The 18,123-nt window shown below is 68.5% G+C and carries 16 protein-coding genes and 1 tRNA gene; 7 read left to right on the forward strand and 10 right to left on the reverse strand.

From position 1 onward, the window contains the following. Window positions 1-49: 49 nt before the first annotated feature. Both C464_RS00175 and C464_RS00180 read left to right on the forward strand, forming a co-directional pair. Complete coding sequence (locus C464_RS00175; RefSeq protein ID WP_006111448.1) at window positions 50-685, forward strand: beta-class carbonic anhydrase; 636 nt, start codon at window positions 50-52, stop codon at window positions 683-685. Between the two features lie 128 nt (window positions 686-813). Continuing rightward, window positions 814-2,013 carry a DNA cytosine methyltransferase gene (locus C464_RS00180; RefSeq protein WP_006111449.1) on the forward strand — a complete coding sequence of 400 codons (1,200 nt, stop codon included), beginning with the start codon at window positions 814-816 and terminating at the stop codon, window positions 2,011-2,013. A gap of 385 nt (window positions 2,014-2,398) precedes the next feature. On the opposite strand, the gene C464_RS00185 is transcribed toward C464_RS00180, so the two are convergent. The 8 genes from C464_RS00185 to C464_RS00215 all read right to left on the reverse strand — a co-directional run bounded on the left by C464_RS00185 (window position 2,399) and on the right by C464_RS00215 (window position 10,846). Continuing rightward, window positions 2,399-2,469: transfer RNA gene (locus tag C464_RS00185), tRNA-Pro, on the reverse strand. A 50-nt stretch (window positions 2,470-2,519) separates the two neighbouring features. Continuing rightward, entirely contained in the window at window positions 2,520-4,574 is a 2,055-nt protein-coding gene (locus tag C464_RS00190) for a DEAD/DEAH box helicase (RefSeq protein ID WP_006111450.1), read from the reverse strand. A gap of 136 nt (window positions 4,575-4,710) precedes the next feature. Beyond that, the gene (locus C464_RS00195; protein ID WP_004599151.1) at window positions 4,711-5,241 is read right to left on the reverse strand and encodes a 50S ribosomal protein L16; all 531 of its coding nucleotides are present in this window, start codon (window positions 5,239-5,241) and stop codon (window positions 4,711-4,713) included. 127 nt (window positions 5,242-5,368) lie between these two features. Further along, entirely contained in the window at window positions 5,369-6,151 is a 783-nt protein-coding gene (nucS, locus tag C464_RS00200; protein WP_006111451.1) for an endonuclease NucS, read from the reverse strand. Window positions 6,152-6,240: 89 nt separating this feature from the next. After that, window positions 6,241-6,390, reverse strand: a complete 150-nt coding sequence (locus C464_RS19055) for a hypothetical protein (protein WP_167539324.1) — start codon at window positions 6,388-6,390, stop codon at window positions 6,241-6,243. Window positions 6,391-6,460: 70 nt separating this feature from the next. Next, complete coding sequence (locus tag C464_RS00205; RefSeq protein WP_006111452.1) at window positions 6,461-7,750, reverse strand: adenosylhomocysteinase; 1,290 nt, start codon at window positions 7,748-7,750, stop codon at window positions 6,461-6,463. 120 nt (window positions 7,751-7,870) lie between these two features. Beyond that, window positions 7,871-8,941 carry a hypothetical protein gene (locus C464_RS00210; RefSeq protein WP_006111453.1) on the reverse strand — a complete coding sequence of 357 codons (1,071 nt, stop codon included), beginning with the start codon at window positions 8,939-8,941 and terminating at the stop codon, window positions 7,871-7,873. Between the two features lie 585 nt (window positions 8,942-9,526). Further along, the gene (locus C464_RS00215) at window positions 9,527-10,846 is read right to left on the reverse strand and encodes an amidohydrolase (RefSeq protein ID WP_006111454.1); all 1,320 of its coding nucleotides are present in this window, start codon (window positions 10,844-10,846) and stop codon (window positions 9,527-9,529) included. A gap of 89 nt (window positions 10,847-10,935) precedes the next feature. Between C464_RS00215 and C464_RS00220 the strand changes: the two genes are divergently transcribed. Both C464_RS00220 and C464_RS00225 read left to right on the forward strand, forming a co-directional pair. Beyond that, window positions 10,936-11,277: a dihydroneopterin aldolase family protein gene (locus tag C464_RS00220; protein ID WP_006111455.1), complete on the forward strand. Its 342-nt coding sequence runs from the start codon at window positions 10,936-10,938 to the stop codon at window positions 11,275-11,277. 175 nt (window positions 11,278-11,452) lie between these two features. Beyond that, window positions 11,453-12,685, forward strand: coding sequence for an aminotransferase-like domain-containing protein (locus C464_RS00225; RefSeq protein ID WP_006111456.1), 1,233 nt, complete (start codon window positions 11,453-11,455; stop codon window positions 12,683-12,685). A gap of 42 nt (window positions 12,686-12,727) precedes the next feature. Here C464_RS00225 and C464_RS00230 read toward each other — a convergent pair whose 3' ends face one another. Further along, window positions 12,728-13,747 carry a D-2-hydroxyacid dehydrogenase gene (locus C464_RS00230; RefSeq protein ID WP_239640155.1) on the reverse strand — a complete coding sequence of 340 codons (1,020 nt, stop codon included), beginning with the start codon at window positions 13,745-13,747 and terminating at the stop codon, window positions 12,728-12,730. Beyond that, window positions 13,737-14,804 (reverse strand): ABC transporter ATP-binding protein, encoded by a 1,068-nt coding sequence (locus C464_RS00235; RefSeq protein ID WP_006111458.1) that lies wholly within the window; start codon window positions 14,802-14,804, stop codon window positions 13,737-13,739. The genes C464_RS00230 and C464_RS00235 overlap by 11 nt, the downstream gene beginning before the upstream one ends. A 320-nt stretch (window positions 14,805-15,124) precedes the next feature. Between C464_RS00235 and C464_RS00240 the strand changes: the two genes are divergently transcribed. The 3 genes from C464_RS00240 to C464_RS00250 are packed head-to-tail and all read left to right on the forward strand — an operon-like array spanning window position 15,125 to window position 17,996. Next, on the forward strand, window positions 15,125-16,213 hold the full coding sequence (locus tag C464_RS00240) for an ABC transporter substrate-binding protein (RefSeq protein WP_239640156.1): 1,089 nt from the start codon (window positions 15,125-15,127) through the stop codon (window positions 16,211-16,213). 7 nt (window positions 16,214-16,220) lie between these two features. Further along, window positions 16,221-17,126 carry an ABC transporter permease gene (locus C464_RS00245; protein WP_006111460.1) on the forward strand — a complete coding sequence of 302 codons (906 nt, stop codon included), beginning with the start codon at window positions 16,221-16,223 and terminating at the stop codon, window positions 17,124-17,126. A gap of 3 nt (window positions 17,127-17,129) precedes the next feature. Next, on the forward strand, window positions 17,130-17,996 hold the full coding sequence (locus C464_RS00250; RefSeq protein WP_006111461.1) for an ABC transporter permease: 867 nt from the start codon (window positions 17,130-17,132) through the stop codon (window positions 17,994-17,996). The last annotated feature ends 127 nt before the right edge of the window (window positions 17,997-18,123 follow it).

Consider the following 18,123-nt stretch of genomic DNA (forward strand, 5'->3'; position numbering starts at 1 on the left):
ATCGCGGTTTCCGCAACGGCCCCGTTTCTCCCGCCCCTCCGATCCGTCGATGACATCGCACGACCACGCCGCCGACGGCGGTCACGCCGATCACGCCGACCACGACACGCACCGCGAGCGCCTCGAAGCCGCGGTCGACGAGCGCGACGACTGGGCGCGCCGTCGCCGCAAGGGGATCCCGACCGACGAGAACCTGCTCGTCGTCGCCTGTATGGACGAACGCATTCCGATCGAGGAGGCGCTCGGCATCGACCTCGGCGACGCGCAGGTGTTCCGCAACGCCGGCGGCAAGGTGACCGACGACGTGATCCGGTCGGCCGCGCTCACGACCAACTTCTTCGACACCGACGAGATCGTCGTGATCAACCACACCGACTGCGGGATGATGAGCGCGCCCGACGAGGCGATCCGCGAGGGCCTCGAAGCGCAGGCCGGCGACGTCGACGCCGCCGACCTCGACCCGTCGCTGCCGGATCTCACGATCGGCGACGCCGACCTCCTCGACTGGGTGAAGATGACCGACGACATCGACGCGGCCTGCGCCGCGCAGGTCGAGTACCTCCACGAGTCCGCGTTCATCCCCGACGACACGACCGTCTCCGGCTACGTCTACGAGGTCGAGTCCGGCGAGCTCCGCCGGCCCGACGAGCGGATCGCCGAGGAGATCAGCGAGCGACGGGCCTGACCTCGGACGACGACTCGCTGGCCGCCCGCCCACGGCCCTTCCGCCCCGAGGTGTGACGCTTTTATGCGCCCGCGGCGAATCGAGTCACGAAATGGACCGAGCACGCGCGCCCACGCTCCGGCGAGGTGATGCCGGTGGGCGCTGACGCCGACGCCGGCCCCGAGTCGGATGCCGGCTCCGAGTCCGACGCCACGAGCGACGACGCCGACGCGCCGGTCGTCGCCGGCTTCTTCTCCGGCTGCGGCGGCCTCGACCTCGGCTTCGAGCGGGCGGGCTTCGACGTGGCACTCGGGAGCGACCAGTGGGAGCCGGCCGCGGAGACGTACCGCCGCAACTTCGCCGACACGGAGGTCCTCGAAGGCGATGTCCGCGAACTGGACGCTCCAGCGATCCGCGACGCGGTCGCGGGGGCCGGCTACGACCCCGACGGCGTCGACGTGGTGATCGGCGGGCCGCCCTGTCAGGGGTTCAGCCGGCTCAACAACGAGCAGATCGAGCTCGACGAGATGGAGAAGGACCGCCGGAACACCCTCTTCGAGGAGTTCCTCCGGGTCGTCTCCGTCCTCGAACCCCGGCTGGTGTTGATGGAGAACGTCCGCGACCTGATCAACCGCCAGACGAGCGACGACCGGTACGTGAAAGACCTCATCGTCGACGAGTTCGCCGCCCACGGCTACAAATGCGAGTACCGGGTGCTGGAGGCCGAACAGTACGGCGTCCCCCAGAAGCGCCGTCGGATCTTCTTCATCGGGACCGACCGCGACGTGCCGATCCGCTTCCCCGAGCCCACGACGCCCGAGGGGAGTTGGCGCACCGCGGGCGAGGCGCTCGCGGACGCGAGCGACGACCTCCCGAACATGACGTACGCGGACACCGGCGAGAAGACGCTCGAACGCATCCGCCACGTCCCCCCGGGCGGTTACTACCGCGACCTCCCCGACCGCCTGAAGACGAAGAAGTACCAGTGCGACTGCGAGGACACCGATACCTGCCCGCACGAGCCGGAGATCGTCAAGCGGTACGGGACGTACCTCCGCCGGCTCGACCCCGAGGAACCGTCGCTGACGGTGAGCACGAACGTCTTCATCCACCCGCGCGAGGACCGCTACCTCACGCCCCGCGAGATGGCCCGGCTCCAGACGTTCCCCGACGAGTTCGCGTTCGAGGGGACGAAGACCGACGTGCTGAAACAGATCGGCAACGCGGTCCCGGTCCGGCTCGGCGAGGAACTGGCGACCCAGCTCCGGGAGTACTACCCCGAGATCCGCGACGCGCCGCCCGCCGACCCCGACGTGTACGAGCAGCAGTCGTTGACGGATTTGGCCTGAGATCGTTTTTAACCAGTGATTTGCGGTGCGGTGACGAATTCCAAAGCCCCAGCGGCTTGCTAACAAACAGTCACTGGTAGATCGGCGACTAATCCCTCCAAAGCCCCAGCCGCGAGGGCGGCGCACGCTCGCTGCGGTCCTCAGTCGCTCGCTTCACTCGCTCCTTGCGGTCCTTGCGTCGCCTGCGCCGCCCTCGCGGCTGCCCCTTTGAATCCCGCCCGGCACCGCAGCCTCACGCCTCCCCAGCCTCGTCGCGGTCGCCGTCGGCGACCGCGACTCCCTCGCACGCGCTCCTCCCGGCCTTCGGCTGCTCGGAGGCGCGCGCCACCGTCCGTTCGTTAGTAACCGTTGCCGTCGCTCTCACGAGGTATTCGCGATAGCAAAATGGGGCCGCTGAGAGTCGAACTCAGGTCCACTGCACCCAAGGCAGCGAGGATACCACTACCCCACGGCCCCACACGATTATGTACCCCGAAGAGCCGCTAAAGGGTTTCGTTGCGCCGCGCTCACTCCTCGTCGTCGCGCTGTTCGAGGTCGGCGACGATGTCGTAGGGGTCCGTCCCCTTCCGGACCGAGTCGAGGATGAAGAACGCCTCGTCGGGCGCGAGGAAGTGCCGGGTGACGCCCCGACCGAGCGGCGTCGGCTCGAAGCCGTCGATGAACTTCCACTCTAACAGTTTGCCGAGCGCGTGCTTCGTCGGCACCTCGCCGATCATGCGGTCGTTGAGGCGCTTCGCCTTCTTCCCGGCGACGACGACGTTCGCCAGCGTCTCCTCGGCGGCCGCGGTCTCGTCGTAGTGGGTCGCCACGTCCTCCATCTCGCCTTTCAGCAGGGTGAACGCCACCTCGTCCTCCGTGCGGTCCATCGAGCCGTGGTAGACGCCGTCGGGCTCGACGAGGAGGTAGACCCGGCCGCGGTCGTGGTAGTCCGGCCGGCCCGCGCGCCCGAGCATCTGCGAGAACTCCTGGACGGAGAGCCACTCGATCCCCATCGCCAGCGAGTCGAAGATCACCTGCGAGGCGGGGAAGTCGACGCCGGCCGCCAGCGCCGCGGTGGTGACGACCGCCGAGAGGTCCTGATTCCCGAACTGCCGTTCGACCTTCTTCCGGCGGCCGTAGTCGAGCCCGGCGTGGTACGGCGCGGAGTCGTACCGCAGCTTGCGGCTGATCTCGTGGCAGCGCCGCCGCGAGTTGGTGAAGATGATCGTCTGCCCCCGGTACCCCTTCGACGACTTCGTGTCGAACTCGCGTTTCACGAGCTTGTCGGCGATCTGCGCCTTCTCGCGGCCGTCAGCGAAGGTGACGTGGCGCTCGATGGGGACCGGGCGCTCCTCGTACTCGATGAGCGTCGCGCGGAGCTTCTCCGCGAGCCACTCCGGGTTCCCGACCGTCGCCGAGAGGTAGACGAACTGCGTGCCGTCGTAGCCCGCGTGGGTCTCCATCCGGTCCTCGCTGTAGTACTTCAGCCGGGAGATGAGTCCGTCGAGCCGGTGGCCGCGCTCGCCCTCCTTCAGGGTGTGGACCTCGTCGATGACGACCGTCCCCACGTCGCCGAGGTCCTTCCCGGTCCGGAGCGCGTGGTCGATCCCCTCGTAGGTCCCGACGATCACGTCGGCGTGCGGGTCGAAGCGATTGCCGTCGTCGTTCACCCGCGAGGAGCCGACACGGATGGAGACGTCGAGCAGGTCGCCGTACCGCTCCTCGAAGTCCTCGTGCTTCTGGTTGGCGAGCGCGACGAGCGGGACGAGGAAGAGGAGCTTCCCGTCGCCCTTCAGCGCGCGGTCGATCCCGGTCAGCTCGCCGACGAGCGTCTTCCCGGTCGCCGTCGCGCTCACGACGAGCTGGTCGTCGCCGTCGAGCAGCCCGTTCCGCACGGAGAGGCTCTGGACCGGCAGCAGCTCCTCGAACCGGCCCTGAAGATGTGAAGACAGGTCCGGGTGAACGTCTAGGTCCTCGGTCCGCACGGGCGAGACGTCGTCGACGTTCGCCGACACCTCGTCGTACTTCGTGAGGTCGGGGTCGAGCCCGCCCTGGAGGAGGCTCACGATCCGGTCGAGGTCGCCCGACTCGTACAGCAGCTCCTCTAACCGCTCCTCGGCCGCCCCGGTGAACTCGCCTTTGTACGACAGCTCCCGCTCTAGCTCCCGCCGGGCGCAGTCCCGACAGATCAGCTCGCCGTTGTGTTCGATGGCGTCATCGCTCGTGATCGGTCCGTACCGCCCGTCGCTCGCGCAGCGGCGGCAGGTCCGGACCGCGGTCGCCTCCAGCTGGTAGCCGTCGAGCATCTCCTTCAGCCGCGCCCGGTTCTCCGGGGAGGTCTGCTCGGAGATGCGGATCCGGCCGGCCGCCCGCGCGAGGTCGACGAACTCGTCCGGCTGACGGGGGTGGTCCTCGCCGTCGCGGATCACGCGGAACTTCCCCGGACGCGGGCCCGCGGAGGTCTCCTTGAGTTCGAGCCGCCCGCGGAGCACGCGACTCCCGTCGCGGTTCGCGACGACGGTGTAGTCGCTCCGCGACTCGTGGAGGAACAGCGTCTCGACCTCGGCCAACTGCTGTGACACTGCCGTGCGGTACGCGAGCGAGGTATTTCAGGTGTTCGGCTCGAGGGCCGATCGGTCACGACCGCAGGGAGCCGCGGCTGTGTCGTGCGAACGCGCGGAAAAGAACCCGCCTCACGGACGGGGGAGTCGGCGGTCGTTACGAGACGAGCAGCTTCTCGCCGCGGTCGACCGTGATCCGGCACGGCGGCGAGAGCTTGTTGTAGGCGCGGCGGAACGCCTCCTTCACGACGGAGGCCTGCTCGACATCGCAGTAGGCCGTGAAGACGACGTCGTCCTTGTTGAGCCGCGCGGCGGTGCCGACGGGCTTGCCGAACGCCTGGCGCATCCCGTCGGAGACGCGGTCCGCGCCCGCGCCGGTCGCCTGCTTGTTCTCTCGGATGACCTGATGAGGGAACTTGCGGAGGGTCATCTTGTAGTTCCCCTCGCCGAGCTCCTTGATCAGGTGGCGGTTCGCCGAGAGGCGCGCGCTCTCCAGCGAGCCGTGTCGAACCTGGAGCTCCTCCTCGACGCGGAGGCTGATCTGGACGGGGTAGTCGTCCGGCTCCGCGGAGAGGTCGCCCATGTTGTGCTGGGCGATCTTCGAGCCGGGGATGCCCGTGATGTACTCGCGGCGGGTGTACGACGGCTTGTCGATCGTCCGATACATAGAGGCGGGTTTGTCAGACATGGCTACTTGTCCGATGTAGCCCGCGCTGCGGCGATAAACCCTTCGATAGCGAGGCGTCCGCCGCGGATCGCCGGGGAGTCAGCGCCGACTCCCGCCCGATCGCGTCCCGCGTTGACACGCCGCGATCTCACTCTTCCGGCGTCGGTTCGAGCGCGACGTGGTCGAACCCGCGGTCCGCGAGCCGCTCCGCGGCCCGGTCGGTGACCGACGGGGCGACCAAGATTCCGCGGACGCTCGGGGGGCCGTCGCGGGCGGCCTCGCTCTCGTCGCCGGTGTCTCCCTCTCCGTCGCCAGACTCGATTCCCAGCTCCTCGCGGAGCGCCCGCACGTACCGCGCGAGCTGTCCCACGGCGTCCGGGCCGACTCGACGGCGCTTCAGTTCGACGACGACCGGCGCGCCGTCGGCGTCGACGCCGAAGACGTCCATCGGGCCGGCGCTGGAGGGACGTTCGGTCTCCCGCGGTTCGAACCCCGCTTCGACGAGGTCGGGGTACTCCAAGATCCGGGTCCGGAGGTCCTCCTCGCTGCCGTGAAGGGTGAGGTCGCGACCGCCCGTCACGGTCATCGCGGAGAGCTGGTGGACGGCCGCGAAGCGGACCGTCAGGGTCTCGTCGGGGTTGCTCCGCGTCGAGCGCACGCGGAGCCGCCCCTCGCGCACCGCGGCGCGGTGTTCCGAGCCCGGCGGCTGCCAGTTGACCGGCTGTCGCCCCTCGTCGGTGTGGACGAGGGCCGCCCCGTCGGGCTTCAACACCACCAGCCGGTCGCCGGGGCCGAGGTCCGAGGCCGCGCGGCCCTCGTACGTGACCGTGCAGCGGCCGAACAGGCTGACGAGGTCGCCGCGCTCGAAGGCGTCCTCCAGCTCCCAGAGCGCCTCGCGGTGGCTCGGGTCGTGGACGCTCGTGACTGTCACTGGGCTTCGTAGGCGGTCGCGGGTGAAAAAGGGCGCGAGCCGGAGTCCGTCGCCGCGGTTTGGGCGGGGCGATGCGACGCCGGCCTCGCTCAGCCGCCCCGGCGCGATACGACGATTCCGGCGACGAAGAGGACCGCGCCGAGCGCGAAGGCGGCGATGCGGAGCGTCGTGTCCGAGACGAGGATTCCGGCCAACACCGAGACGCCGAATCCGGAGTGTAACACCGCGGTCAGGTTCATACGTTCGATACGGTCGCGCCGCACAAAAGCGGGTCGAACCGACGCGGTCGGGAGGCGGCGTCCGGCCGACTCAGGTCCCGTGTTCCCAGCTCCCCATGTACTCGCGCTGCTCGTCGCTGAGCTCGTCGTACTCGACGCCCTCGGCGGCGAGCTTGATGTCCGCGACCTCGCGGTCGAGCTCGTCGGGCACGTCGTGGACGCCGGCGTCGTACGCGTCGCCGTTGGCGGCCAGCTCGCGGACGACGACCGCCTGAACGCCGAAGCTCTGGTCCATCACCTCGACCGGGTGGCCGAGCGCGATGGGCGCGGCGAGGTTGACGAGCCGGCCCTCCGCGATGACGTTCAGCACGCGACCGTCTTCCATCTCGAACCCCTCGACGCCGTCGCGGACCTCGTAGCGGTCGACGGCGAGGTCGTCGAGGTCGTCGAGGTTCACCTCCACGTCGAAGTGGCCGGCGTTCGCGAGCAGGACACCGTCGCTCATCTCCGCGAAGTGCTCGCGGGTGATCACGTCGCGGTTGCCCGTCGTCGTGATGAACACGTCGCCCTTCGCCGCGGCCTCGGCCATCGGCAGCACCTCGTACCCCTCCATGTGGGCCTCGAGCGCCTTCCGCGGGTCGACCTCGCAGACGATGACGTTCGCGTTCTGGCCCGCGGCCTTCTTCGCGACGCCCTTCCCGCACTGGCCGTAGCCGCCGACGACGACGTTCTTCCCGGCCCACGAGAGGTTCGTCGTCATCGCGATGGTCGCGAGCGACGACTCGCCCGTGCCGTGGACGTTGTCGAACAGCTGCTTCATCGGCGTGTCGTTGACGGCGAAGACGGGGTAGTGGAGCTCGCCGTCCGCGTCCATCGCGCGCAGGCGGTCGACGCCCGTGGTCGTCTCCTCGGCCCCGCCGACGATGGAGTCGATCAGGCCCGGGTACTCCTCGTGGACGAGCTTCACCATGTCCATCCCGTCGTCGACGGTGATGGTCGGCTCGTGAGCGATACAGGCGTGCATCGCGTCGTAGTACTCGTCGTCGTCGACGCCCCGCACGGCGTAGGAGGTGATCGACTCGTGGGCGTCGAGCGCGGCCGACACGTCGTCGTGCGTCGAGAGGGGGTTACACCCGGTGATCGCCACCTCGGCCCCGCCCTCGGCGAGCAGCTCGACGAGGTTCGCCGTCTTCGCTTCGACGTGCATCGCCATCGCGATGGTCTCGCCGGCGAGCGGCTGCTCGTCGACGAACTCCTCGCGCAGCGCGTTCAGTATCGGCATGTGCTGGAGCGCCCAGTCCATCTTCCGGCGTCCCTCCTCGCGGGCGGCTTCGACGTCCGAGAGGTGCTGTGACACCGGCGGATACGCGGTTTCGCTCATACCTCCCGGTTCGCTCACGGCGCACTAAACCCTGCCGACACCGGAGTACGCTCAGAAAAAGAAAATCGGTCCGCGGGCGACCGTCGCCCGCGTCACCGACCCGAACCGCGGACCGCGTCGTCAGTTACCGCCCGGGCCGCCCGCGTGGTCCGGCGGACCGCTCTCGCCGTCCTCGTCGTCGTCTTCGTCGTCTTCCTCATCCTCGTCGTCCTCCTCGGCTTCGTCTTCCGCTTCCGCCTCGTCCTCCTCCTCCGCCTCGTCTTCGGACTCGTCGTCGTCCGCGTCGTCCTCGCCGTCCTCAGCGCCGTCACCGGCGTGGTCCGGTGGGCCCTGCTCGCCGTCGGGGCCGACGCCGTCCGGCGCGTTGCCGGGCGCGTCGGTCTCGTTCTCGGCGTCCTCGTCGTCATCCGCGTCGTCGGGGCCGCCGGGGCCGCCCGCGTGGTCCGGGGCGTTACCGGGGTTGTTCTCCGTCGCGAAGTCGGAGACGGCCGCGCCGATGCCGCCCTCGCGGTCGCTGATGTCCTCGATGAAGTCGCGGATCAGCTGGCCGAACGGCGTCTCCTCGGCCTCGTCGTCCTCCCCCTCGACGGTGAGGTCGACGGTCGCCGAGACGCTCTCGGATTCCGTATCGGCGGTCACGTCGACCGTGACGTTCTCCTCGGCGGCCGGGAGGTCGACGGTACCGTTCGCGTCCGTCTCGTAGTCGCCCGTTCCGGCGTACGAGACGTTCTCACCGGCATCGTCGGCGAGCACGACGTTCACCGAGGCGTTCTCCACCGCGCTGTCGTTGTCGGTCACCGTGACGACCGGCTCGTCGTCGGTGTTCGCCACGTCGAGTTCGAGGCCGTCGGGCGCTTCGAGGTCGACCGTCGCCGAGGCGGTCTCGTTACCCGAGACGGCCGTGATGTCGACCGTCACGTCCTCGTCGGGCGCGCGGAGCTCGACGGTGCCGTTGGCGTCCGTCTCGTACTCGCCCGCTCCCGCGTACGACTCGTTCTCCGCGTCGACGACGCTCACGTTGACCGTGACGTTCTCGACCGCGGTGTCGTTCTCGGTCACCGTGACCGTCGCCGTTCCGTCCGCGTCCTGCTCGACGGCCACTCCGAGGTGGCCCTCGGCGGCCGCGACGCCGGTCATCGCGCCGAGCGCGACGACCGCGACCAGTAGGATCGCTGTGATGCGTTCGCTCATGTCCACTCGGGTCCAATCCCCCTATCTGTATAAAAAGGAAAGTCGTTAAACGCGGATTAATTCGGTTTGTATCCGGGTTAACGGAGCTGAAACAGCTATTCTGTGCCTCTGGCGTTCGACCGCGGATCTGGCCGCGATCGAACCCGGATTCGCTCCCGATTTCGGGTCGCCCGTCGCTCGCGCGCGACACGTTTGCGCAGTTTCAATTCGAGTCGCTCTCGCAGAGAGCACCGCCAAAGCCCCAGCCGCGAAGCGGGCGCACGCTCGTTGCGCGCTTCAGTCGCTCGCTTCGCTCGCTCCTTCCAGTGCTTACGTCACCTGCGCCCACTTCGCGACTGCCCCTTTGAGTCCCGCCCCGCTCAGCACCGCAGCCTCACGCCTCCCCAGCCTCGTCGGCCTCCNCTTCGTCCTCGCGACTGCCCCTTTGAGTCCCCCCCCAAACGCACAGCACCTCACACCTCCCCAGCCTCGTCGGCCTCCCTCCGCTTCGCTCTGGTCGGCCGATTCCCTCGCGCGTGCGCCTCACGCCCTGCGGGCGCTCGTCGGCACGCGCCACCGCAGTTCTATTTATAAGCAGTGTGCTCCCTACGCCGACTCGACGCGGTCGACGAGGTCGCTCGCGGCGGCCGCGGCGCGCTCTCGGACCGCCTCCGCGTCCAGCGTCAGCACCTCGCGATCGCGCATGAGGATTTCGCCGTCGCAGACGGTGTGGCGCACGTCGCTCCCGCGGGCCGCGTACGCGAGGTGCGAGACGGGGTCGTGGACCGGCGTCAGGTGCGGCGCGTCGAGGTCGACCACCGCGAGGTCGGCGGCCGCGCCCGCCTCGATCCGGCCGCCGGGGAGCCCGAGGGCGTCCGCGCCGCCGGCCGTCGCCATCTCCACGACGGCGTCGGCGGGGACCGCGCTCGCGTCGTCCGCGGCGAGCTTCCCGAGCATCGCGGCGTCGCGCATCTCGTCGAACACGTCGAGGTCGTTGTTCGAGGCCGCCCCGTCGGTGCCGAGCGCGACCGTCACGCCGGCCTCGCGGAGGCGCTGAACCGGGGCCATCCCGCTGGCGAGCTTCATGTTCGAGGCCGGGCAGTGGACGACCGCGGTCCCCGCCGCCGCGAGGCGGTCGATCTCGTCGCCGTCGACGTGGACGCCGTGCGCGAAGAAGTCGTCCGGACCGAGCGCGCCGAGGTCCTCGGCGTACGCGATCGGTCGCTCCCCGCGCTCGTCGACGATCGGGTCGACCTCGTCGGTCGTCTCGTTCGCGTGGAGGTGGACCGGGACGTCCGCCTCGCGCGCCGCGGCGACCCCCTCGCGGAGGTGCTCCTCGCCGACCGTCGTCAGCGAGTGCGGCATGAACGCGGTCCGGACCCGGCCGTCCGCGGCGCCGTCGAGCTCGCGGGCGACCGCGAGGCTCTCTTCCACGTCGCTCCGCGCGTCCGCGTCGTCTTTCCCGACCGTCACCACCCCGTGGCCGAGCCGGGCGCGGAGGCCCGCGCGGTCGACGACCTCGGCCACGCGGTCCATCGCGAAGTACATGTCCGCGAACGCGGTCGTCCCCGACCGGATCATCTCCAGCGCGCCGAGTTCCGCGCCCGCCTCGATGTCGTCCGGCGTCAGCTCCGCCTCCGCCGGCCAGATGTCCTCGCGGAGCCACGGGTCGAGCGGCTTGTCGTCGGCGTACCCGCGGAGCAGCGTCATCGCGGCGTGCGTGTGCGCGTTGACGAGCCCGGGGATCACGAGCGACCCCGCGGCGTCGAGCGTCTCGGCGGCCCCACCGTCGACCGCCTCGTCGATCTCGCCCGGCTCCCCGACGGCCCGGATCGTTCCCTCGTCGCGGTCGACCGCCACGTCCGCCCGCTCGACCCGGCCGTCGGGTCGGAGCACTCGCCCGCCGCTGACGCGGAGCTGGTTCATACCGACCCGTTCCGCCCGCCGCACCAAACGCCTTCGGTTCCGCCCGGTCGCGTCAGAACCTTCTTGCCTCGCCGCGGCCGCGTTCCGGCATGGCAACCGACGCCCAGCAGGCGTGTTTCGAGGCGGGGATCAAGTTCGGCTCGCTGTACCACCAGTTCGCCGGCACGCCGGTCAGCCCGTCCAGCACCCGGAGCCTCGAAGGCGCGATGGCGGAGGCGATAGAGAACCAGCCGCACTGCGAGGCCGTCGACGTGACGATCCACGACGACCGCGTGGCAGACGCCATCGACCACGAGAACGGCTACACCGAGCTCACCGGCTCGCTGATGGACGTCGAGATGCGGATCGCGTACGAGGGCGTCACGGTCCGCACGCGGATGGCGATGAAGGACGGCTACCCCCTGATGGAGCTGGCCTCCGTGGCGGAGTGAGCCGACGCCGGCCGTCGGCGACGAGGGCCCCGCGAACGTCGCATTCGCGCGTGTCCGGCGTCGCCGCGGCCGAACTGCTGATGAGGCGACTATATTGTCAATATGTGATTGATCATTCGACTATTGCGGGCAGTACGCTTATGTTCTTGAGTCGAAAGGTGGTACTTGATACCGAATGGACGGATCAGACTCGGACGATCTCGATCATCTGTTCAGCGAGACGGTTCGGGAGACGAAGGGCGGCTCCGTGTACGGGGCGTGGCGGTCGATCCGGGACGCGGACGCCGTCCCGTTGAGTTTCGGCTTCCCCTATCCCGAGTCGTTCCCGAACGACGAGCTGGTCTCGGCGGCCGAGTCCCTCTTCGAGTACGAGGGCGACTGCGCGCTCCAGTACGGCGGCGGCGAGTACGCCGACGCGCTCCCCGAGGTGATCGCCGATCGAGCCCGCGACCGCGGCATCGACTGTACGACGTCGCAGCTCCACCTGACGAACGGCGCGACGAACGCGATAGACACGGTGTGTCAGACCTTCCTCGACCCCGGCGACACGGTGTTCGTCGAGTCGCCGACGTTCATGGGCGCGCTGCGGCTGTTCCGCAACTACGGCGTCGACATCGAGGGGTGCGAGATGGACGCCGACGGGCTCGACGTCGGGGCGCTCGCCGACGAGCTGGCCGCCCGCGAGGCGGCGGGAGAGCCGCTCCCGAAGCTGCTGTACACCATCCCGAACTTCCACAACCCGACCGGCGTGACGCTCTCCGAGGGGCGCCGCAGGCGACTCCTCGAACTGGCGGAGACGTACGACTTCGTCGTCCTCGAAGACGACCCGTACGGCCAGCTCCGGTACGACGGGTCGGAGCCGCCGCCGATCAGGGCGCTCGATCGGACCGGCCGCGCGATCCGGGCCAACACGTTCTCGAAGACCGTCGCTCCGGGGGTCCGGACCGGGTGGATCATCGCCGAGGAGTCGTTCGTCGAGCAGTTCGAGCGGATCAACGCGGGCGGAGAGCCGAGCTACACCCGCGGGCTCATCGCCCGCTACGCCGAGGACGGTCGGCTCGAACGGGCCATCGAGGAACTCTGCGCGGGATACCGCGAGCGGCGAGACCGGATGATGGAGAGCTTGACGGAGCGGATGCCCGCGGGGACGACGTGGAGCGACCCGGACGGCGGCTTCTTCGTCTGGGTGGAGTTCCCGGAGGGCGTCGACGCGGAGGCGATGCTCCCCGACGCCATCGACGAGGGCGTGACGTACCTCCCCGGCTCGTTCTTCTACGCCGACGACGGAGGGACGCGCCACGCGCGGCTCTCGTTCAGCCACGCCTCACCCGCCGAGATCGACGAGGGGGTCGCCGCGCTGGCGGCCGCGGTGCGCGCCGAGACTCCGCCGGTGGAGGCCGACGACTGAACCCCGGTCGGCGGGCTCGACCAAGCGCCCGCGATCGACCGCTCAGACGACCCGGTTGCGGAGGTCGTCGAGGTCGCCGGAGGCGTACCGCCGGTAGTTGTCCTCGAACAGCGACCCGATCCGGTCGGCGTACTTTGGCGTCGATCCCGCCATGTGTGGGGTTATCACCGCGTTCGGCAGGTCCCACAGCGGCGACTCGGCCGGGAGCGGCTCCTCCTCGAAGACGTCGAGGGCTGCCCCGCGGATCCGCTTCTGTTGGAGGGCCGTTTCGAGCGCGGACTCGTCGACCACCTCGCCGCGCGCCACGTTCACGAGGACCGCGTCCGACCGCATCGACATGAGCGCCTCCGCGTCGATCAGTCCGCGCGTCGCCTCGACGAGCGGGCACGCGAGCACGACGTAGTCCGAGCGGGAGAGCACCTCCGGAAGCCCGGCGGGCGGATGCGCCTCGTCGACGACGGCGGGGGCGGTCTCCGGGGTGCGCTTCGTGCCGATCACCTCCATGTCGAACCCCGACGCCAGTTCCGCGACGCGCGTCCCGATCGCGCCGACGCCGACGATGCCCAGGGTCTTCCCGCCGAGTTCGCCCGCGGAGTAGTCCCGCCAGACGCCGTCGCGCTCCTGCTGGCGGATCCCCCTGTGGATCCGGCGCTCGAAGACGAGCAGGTAGCCGAGGACCTGCTCGGCGATCGGGTTCGCCGCGACGCCCGCGGCGTTCGTCACCGCGATCCCCCGGTCCGCGAGCGCGTCGAGGTCGTAGGCGTCGACCCCGGAGTTGAGGGTCTGAACCCAGTCCGGTCCGGCCCCGCCGGAGAGTTCGTCGCTCACCGGCCGGATGGTCAAGACGACGTCGGCGTCGCCGATCGCCGCGCTCGACTCCGCGGGCGTCGCCGCCGTCTCGATCCGCTCGGTCGACGGGAGCGCGTCGTCGAGCCGCGAACGCAACCCCCGAGCGAAGTCGCCGCCGAAGACTGCCGGGACGCTGTGGTGGAACAGCACGTCCGCCCCGGCGGCGTCGACCGCCGAGTCGACGCTCCCCCGCACGCCGGGCTCACTTCCCATACACGCTCATCGCGTCGGGATTGAAGTCGACGGAGACCTCGCCGGAGTCGGGCACGTCCGACCGTCCCTGGACCGCGACGTCGAGCTCCGGAAGCGAGTCGTCGTGGGGTTCGACCACCAGGTTGGTCCGCTCGCCGTGGAAGAATCGATTGACGACCGTCCCCTCGATGGCGCCGGTCCCGGGCTCCACGAGTTCGACCTCCTCGGGCCGGATGGAGGCGACCACGTCGCCCTTCGCGCCGGCGTCGCCCAGGTCGACCGTCATCTCGGTCGCGGCGTCGAGTTCGAGCCGCGGCGGGTGCGTCGTGTTCTCGACGACGCCGTCGAGCAGGTTCGTGTCGCCGATGAAGTCGGCGACGAACGCGGTCGCCGGCTCGCGGTAGATCTCCTTCGGCGTGCCGATCTGCTCGATCTCCCCGTCGTTCATGACGGCGAGCCGGTCGGACATGCTCATCGCCACGTCCTGATCGTGTGTCACGTAGAAGAACGTGCTCTCGACGCGGTCGTGGATCTCTTGTAGCTCGACTTGCATCTGCTGGCGCAGCTTCCGGTCGAGACTCGAGAGCGGCTCGTCGAGCAGGAGGATGTCCGGCTCGTTCACCAGCGCGCGCGCGATGGCCACGCGCTGCTGTTGCCCGCCCGAGAGGTCCTGGGGCTTGCGCCGCTTGTACCCGGAGAGGTCGACGATGCGGAGGTACTTCTCGATGAGCTTCTCGCGCTCGCCCGCGTTGATCCCCGACTTCTTCAGCCCGTACCCCACGTTCTCCGCGACGGTCATGTGTGGGAAAAGCGAGAGGCTCTGGAACACCAGGTTCGTGTTCCGCTTGTTCGGCGGCCGGTGGACCACGTCCTCGCCCTCGATACGGATCGAGCCCTCGGTCGGGGTCTCGAAGCCGCTTATCATCCGCAGGGTGGTCGTCTTCCCGCAGCCGGAGGGGCCGAGCAGCGAGAAGAACTCGCCGCGCTGGAGGTCGACGTCGATCCCGTCGACGGCGACCGTGTCTCCGAACTCCTTGCGGACGCCGTCAAGCTGGACCGCCGTTGTCGGTATCGTCATACCGGCACCGACCGGACGGTAGTTATTCAAGCTTTCTTCCAATTAGATCGTATATTCTCGATACTCCATACACCTTTTCGGCCCTTATACTCGTAAGTGGGTTCTGCTTGCCAGCGAAACCCAACAAATGGCATTCACAATACTAGATACCGCGCGTCGCGGTCGGTGACGGCCTCGTGACGCCGCCATCTCGAATACGGTGATCGATCCGTGTATTCGTTGGAAAAATAACGTTTGAAAGAATATTAGGACAATCGCTCAATGATCATGTGTTACTCAGAGTAGATTTATCACACAGAAGTAATAGTCGGTTCACGACGATGATAGACAGACGGCAGTTCATCAAGGCGGCAGGCGCGACCGGCGTTACGGGTATGGCGGGGCTGTCCGGGTGTATGGGCGGCGGCGGTGGCACGACGGTGTCGATCCTCACGTGGTCCGGATACGACGCCGTCAACGACCAGATCGAGGAGTCGCTCGACGGCGTCGAACTGGACGTCTCGGTCGCCGACGGGTCGGCGAACATGTTCTCCACCGTGAACGCGGGCGGGGGCGAACAGTACGACGTCGTCATCCCGAACAACGAGTACGTCCCGCGGTTCATCGACGCCGACCTGGCGGCACCGGTCGACATGGACGTCGTGACCAACTTCGACGCGCTGTACCCGACGTTCCAGAGCGCGGCCGAGGGGCAGTTCGCCGACGGCGGCGACGTGTACGGCCTCCCGGTCCAGTTCGGCTGGTACGCCTACGGCTACGACAGCTCGGTGCTCCCGGAGGACCACGACCACTCCTACGACGTCCTCTTCAGCGAGGAGTACGCGGGAGCGGACCTCACCGGCGGCATCACGCTGTACGACGGCTACTACAAGACGATCATGGCGACGGCCCTCGCGCTCGGGTACACCGACGCGTTCGAGGGCGACACCGTGTCGTTCACCGACGAACAGCTCACGACCATCGAGGAGACGCTGATCGACTTCAAACCCAACCTGCTCGGATTCGTTCACGACGAGGAGACGCTCACGCAGGACTACCAGAACGGCAACATCGTCGCGTCGTTCGCGAACCGGAGCACGCACGTGGGGATCATGAACGACGTCGAGAGCGTGGAGTTCTCCCAGCCGGCCGAAGAGGAGCTCACCTGGTTCGAGGGCGCGGTCGTCACGTCCGGCTCTTCGAACAAGGAGGCCGCCTTCCGCGTGCTGAACGAGTACATCTCGCCGGAAACCGGCGCGGCGCTGTCGGAGAACCGGAACATCATGAACGCCTCTCAGGACGCGATGGACAACATCGAGGCGGAAGCGCTCCAGATCGAGCCGGGCGTGCTCGACGGGATGATCCCCTTCAAGCCCGCCGAACGGGACGAGGCGTGGATCGAGATGTTCGAACGGGTCAAGAACGCGTGAGCCCGAGATGAGCGCCATCCACAAACTCGGCGACGCGTTCGAACGACGGGGGAAGCGAGCGAAGCTCGCGCTCATGGCGGGGCCGGGGGTCGGATGGCTGCTCACGCTGATACTCGTCCCCATGGCGTTCCTCGTGACGGTGAGCTTCGCGGAGATCAACAGCTCCTACGACGTCGTGTGGTCGTTCTCGGTGTCGAACTACCGGGAGCTCTTCGTCGGCGAGAGCGGGCTGCTCCAGACGCCGTTCATCGACTCGTTCCTGCTCTCGTTGCGCATCGCGGCGGCGACCACGTTCCTGACGGTCGTCCTCGCGTACCCGGTCGCGTACCTGCTCACGCGGCTCTCGGGACGGCGGTTCAAGCTGGTGCTGTTCGCGGTGCTGGTCCCGTTCTTCACCATCTTCATCGTGCGCATCTACTCGTGGCTCTCGCTCTTCGGCAGCCAGGGACTCCTCAACTCGGCGCTGCTCGCGACCCCGCTGGTCTCCGAACCACTCGGTATCTTCGAGTACGGGATCGTGGCGGTGATCATCTCGCTCACCCACGCCTTCTTCCCGTACATGCTGTTGACGCTGTACTCGAGCCTCGAAGGGATCGATTACGGCGTCATCGAGGCGTCGCGGGACCTCGGGGCCTCGCGGCTGGAGATCGCGAAGGACGTCGTGATCCCGCTGTCGGCACAGGGGCTCATCACCGGCTGCGTCTTCGTGTTCGTCCCGGCGCTCGGGACGTTCATCACGCCGCAGTTCCTCGCCCGCGGGAAGTTCACCATGATCGCCGAGGTGCTCACGGCGCGGATAAACGAGCTGTACGCCATCAACTACGGCGCGGCCGGGTCGCTCTTCCTCATCATCCCGACCGTGATCGCGTTCGCGATCGTGATGCGTACCACCAGCCTGGAGGCGATGGGGTGAGCCATGTCCGATAGCGAGAAATACAGTCGGCTGTCGCGCCTCGTCGGCGAGCCGGGGATCACGGGAGCCGTCTCCGTCGATCGGGTCGTGAGCGCGGTCGCCTCCTACGGCATGTGGGCGCTGACGCTCGGGATCATCGCGTTCCTCTGGCTCCCGCTCTCGCAGATCGTCGTGCTCTCGTTCACGGAGAACTCGGTGTTGTTCCCCTTCGAGGGGGTCACCCTCGGGAACTACGTCAGCCTGTTCACCAACGAGGGGCTCCTGGCGGCGGCCAGACAGAGCGCGTTCGTGGCGACGGTGTCGGCCGGGGTCGCGACGCTGATCGGCGTCCCGCTCGGGTTCGCCATCGCTCGGCATAGCTTCCGGGGCCGGTCGGTGCTCAGGGGACTCGTCATCCTCCCGCTCCTGATGCCGGGGATCATCATGGGGATCTCGCTGCTGATCCTCTTCCGCGTCGTCGGGCTCCCGGCCGGCTTCCTCGGGACCGTGCTCGCGCACTCCGTGTACGGCCTGCCGTTCATCGTCCTGCCCGTGGTCGCCCGGCTGGCGGTGTTTGATCGCAACCTAGAGGAGGGCGCTCGCGACCTCGGCGCGAACGGCCGCGGCGTGTTGAAAGACGTCACGCTCCCGATCATCTCGCCCGCCATCGCCGCGGGCTTCGTGTTCGCGTGGCTCCGCTCGTTCGAGGACTTCATCCGCGTCTTCTTCGTCGGCGGAACGATGGACGCGCTCACGAAGGAGATGTACGGCATGGTGGTGTACTCGCAGGGCACGGAGGCGATGGACCCGATGGCGACGATCATCGTCTTAGTCGTCAGCGCCGCGCTGGCCGTCGCGATCAACCTCCGGGACATCCTCGAATACGTCTGATCGACCCGAGCGGTCCTTTTATTCCGGCCCCGGCCTCGACGCCCTCCGACGCCGACCCGAACGCTTAGTACCGCGACACGCGTACCGCGACCCGAACGGCGACCGACGCCTCGTCCCTCCCGGTTTC

The sequence above is a fragment of the Halorubrum coriense DSM 10284 genome (assembly GCF_000337035.1).
Classification (GTDB): Archaea; Halobacteriota; Halobacteria; order Halobacteriales; family Haloferacaceae; genus Halorubrum; species Halorubrum coriense.

Coding starts and splice junctions, on each gene's coding strand:
- C464_RS00175 (WP_006111448.1), top strand. CDS start 50: ATGACATCGCACGACCACGCCGCCGACGGCGGTCACGCCGATCACGCC.
- C464_RS00180 (WP_006111449.1), top strand. CDS start 814: ATGCCGGTGGGCGCTGACGCCGACGCCGGCCCCGAGTCGGATGCCGGC.
- C464_RS00195 (WP_004599151.1), bottom strand. CDS start 5,241: ATGTCTGACAAACCCGCCTCTATGTATCGGACGATCGACAAGCCGTCG.
- C464_RS19055 (WP_167539324.1), bottom strand. CDS start 6,390: ATGAACCTGACCGCGGTGTTACACTCCGGATTCGGCGTCTCGGTGTTG.
- C464_RS00205 (WP_006111452.1), bottom strand. CDS start 7,750: ATGAGCGAAACCGCGTATCCGCCGGTGTCACAGCACCTCTCGGACGTC.
- C464_RS00210 (WP_006111453.1), bottom strand. CDS start 8,941: ATGAGCGAACGCATCACAGCGATCCTACTGGTCGCGGTCGTCGCGCTC.
- C464_RS00215 (WP_006111454.1), bottom strand. CDS start 10,846: ATGAACCAGCTCCGCGTCAGCGGCGGGCGAGTGCTCCGACCCGACGGC.
- C464_RS00220 (WP_006111455.1), top strand. CDS start 10,936: ATGGCAACCGACGCCCAGCAGGCGTGTTTCGAGGCGGGGATCAAGTTC.
- C464_RS00225 (WP_006111456.1), top strand. CDS start 11,453: ATGGACGGATCAGACTCGGACGATCTCGATCATCTGTTCAGCGAGACG.
- C464_RS00230 (WP_239640155.1), bottom strand. CDS start 13,747: ATGGGAAGTGAGCCCGGCGTGCGGGGGAGCGTCGACTCGGCGGTCGAC.
- C464_RS00235 (WP_006111458.1), bottom strand. CDS start 14,804: ATGACGATACCGACAACGGCGGTCCAGCTTGACGGCGTCCGCAAGGAG.
- C464_RS00240 (WP_239640156.1), top strand. CDS start 15,125: ATGATAGACAGACGGCAGTTCATCAAGGCGGCAGGCGCGACCGGCGTT.
- C464_RS00245 (WP_006111460.1), top strand. CDS start 16,221: ATGAGCGCCATCCACAAACTCGGCGACGCGTTCGAACGACGGGGGAAG.
- C464_RS00250 (WP_006111461.1), top strand. CDS start 17,130: ATGTCCGATAGCGAGAAATACAGTCGGCTGTCGCGCCTCGTCGGCGAG.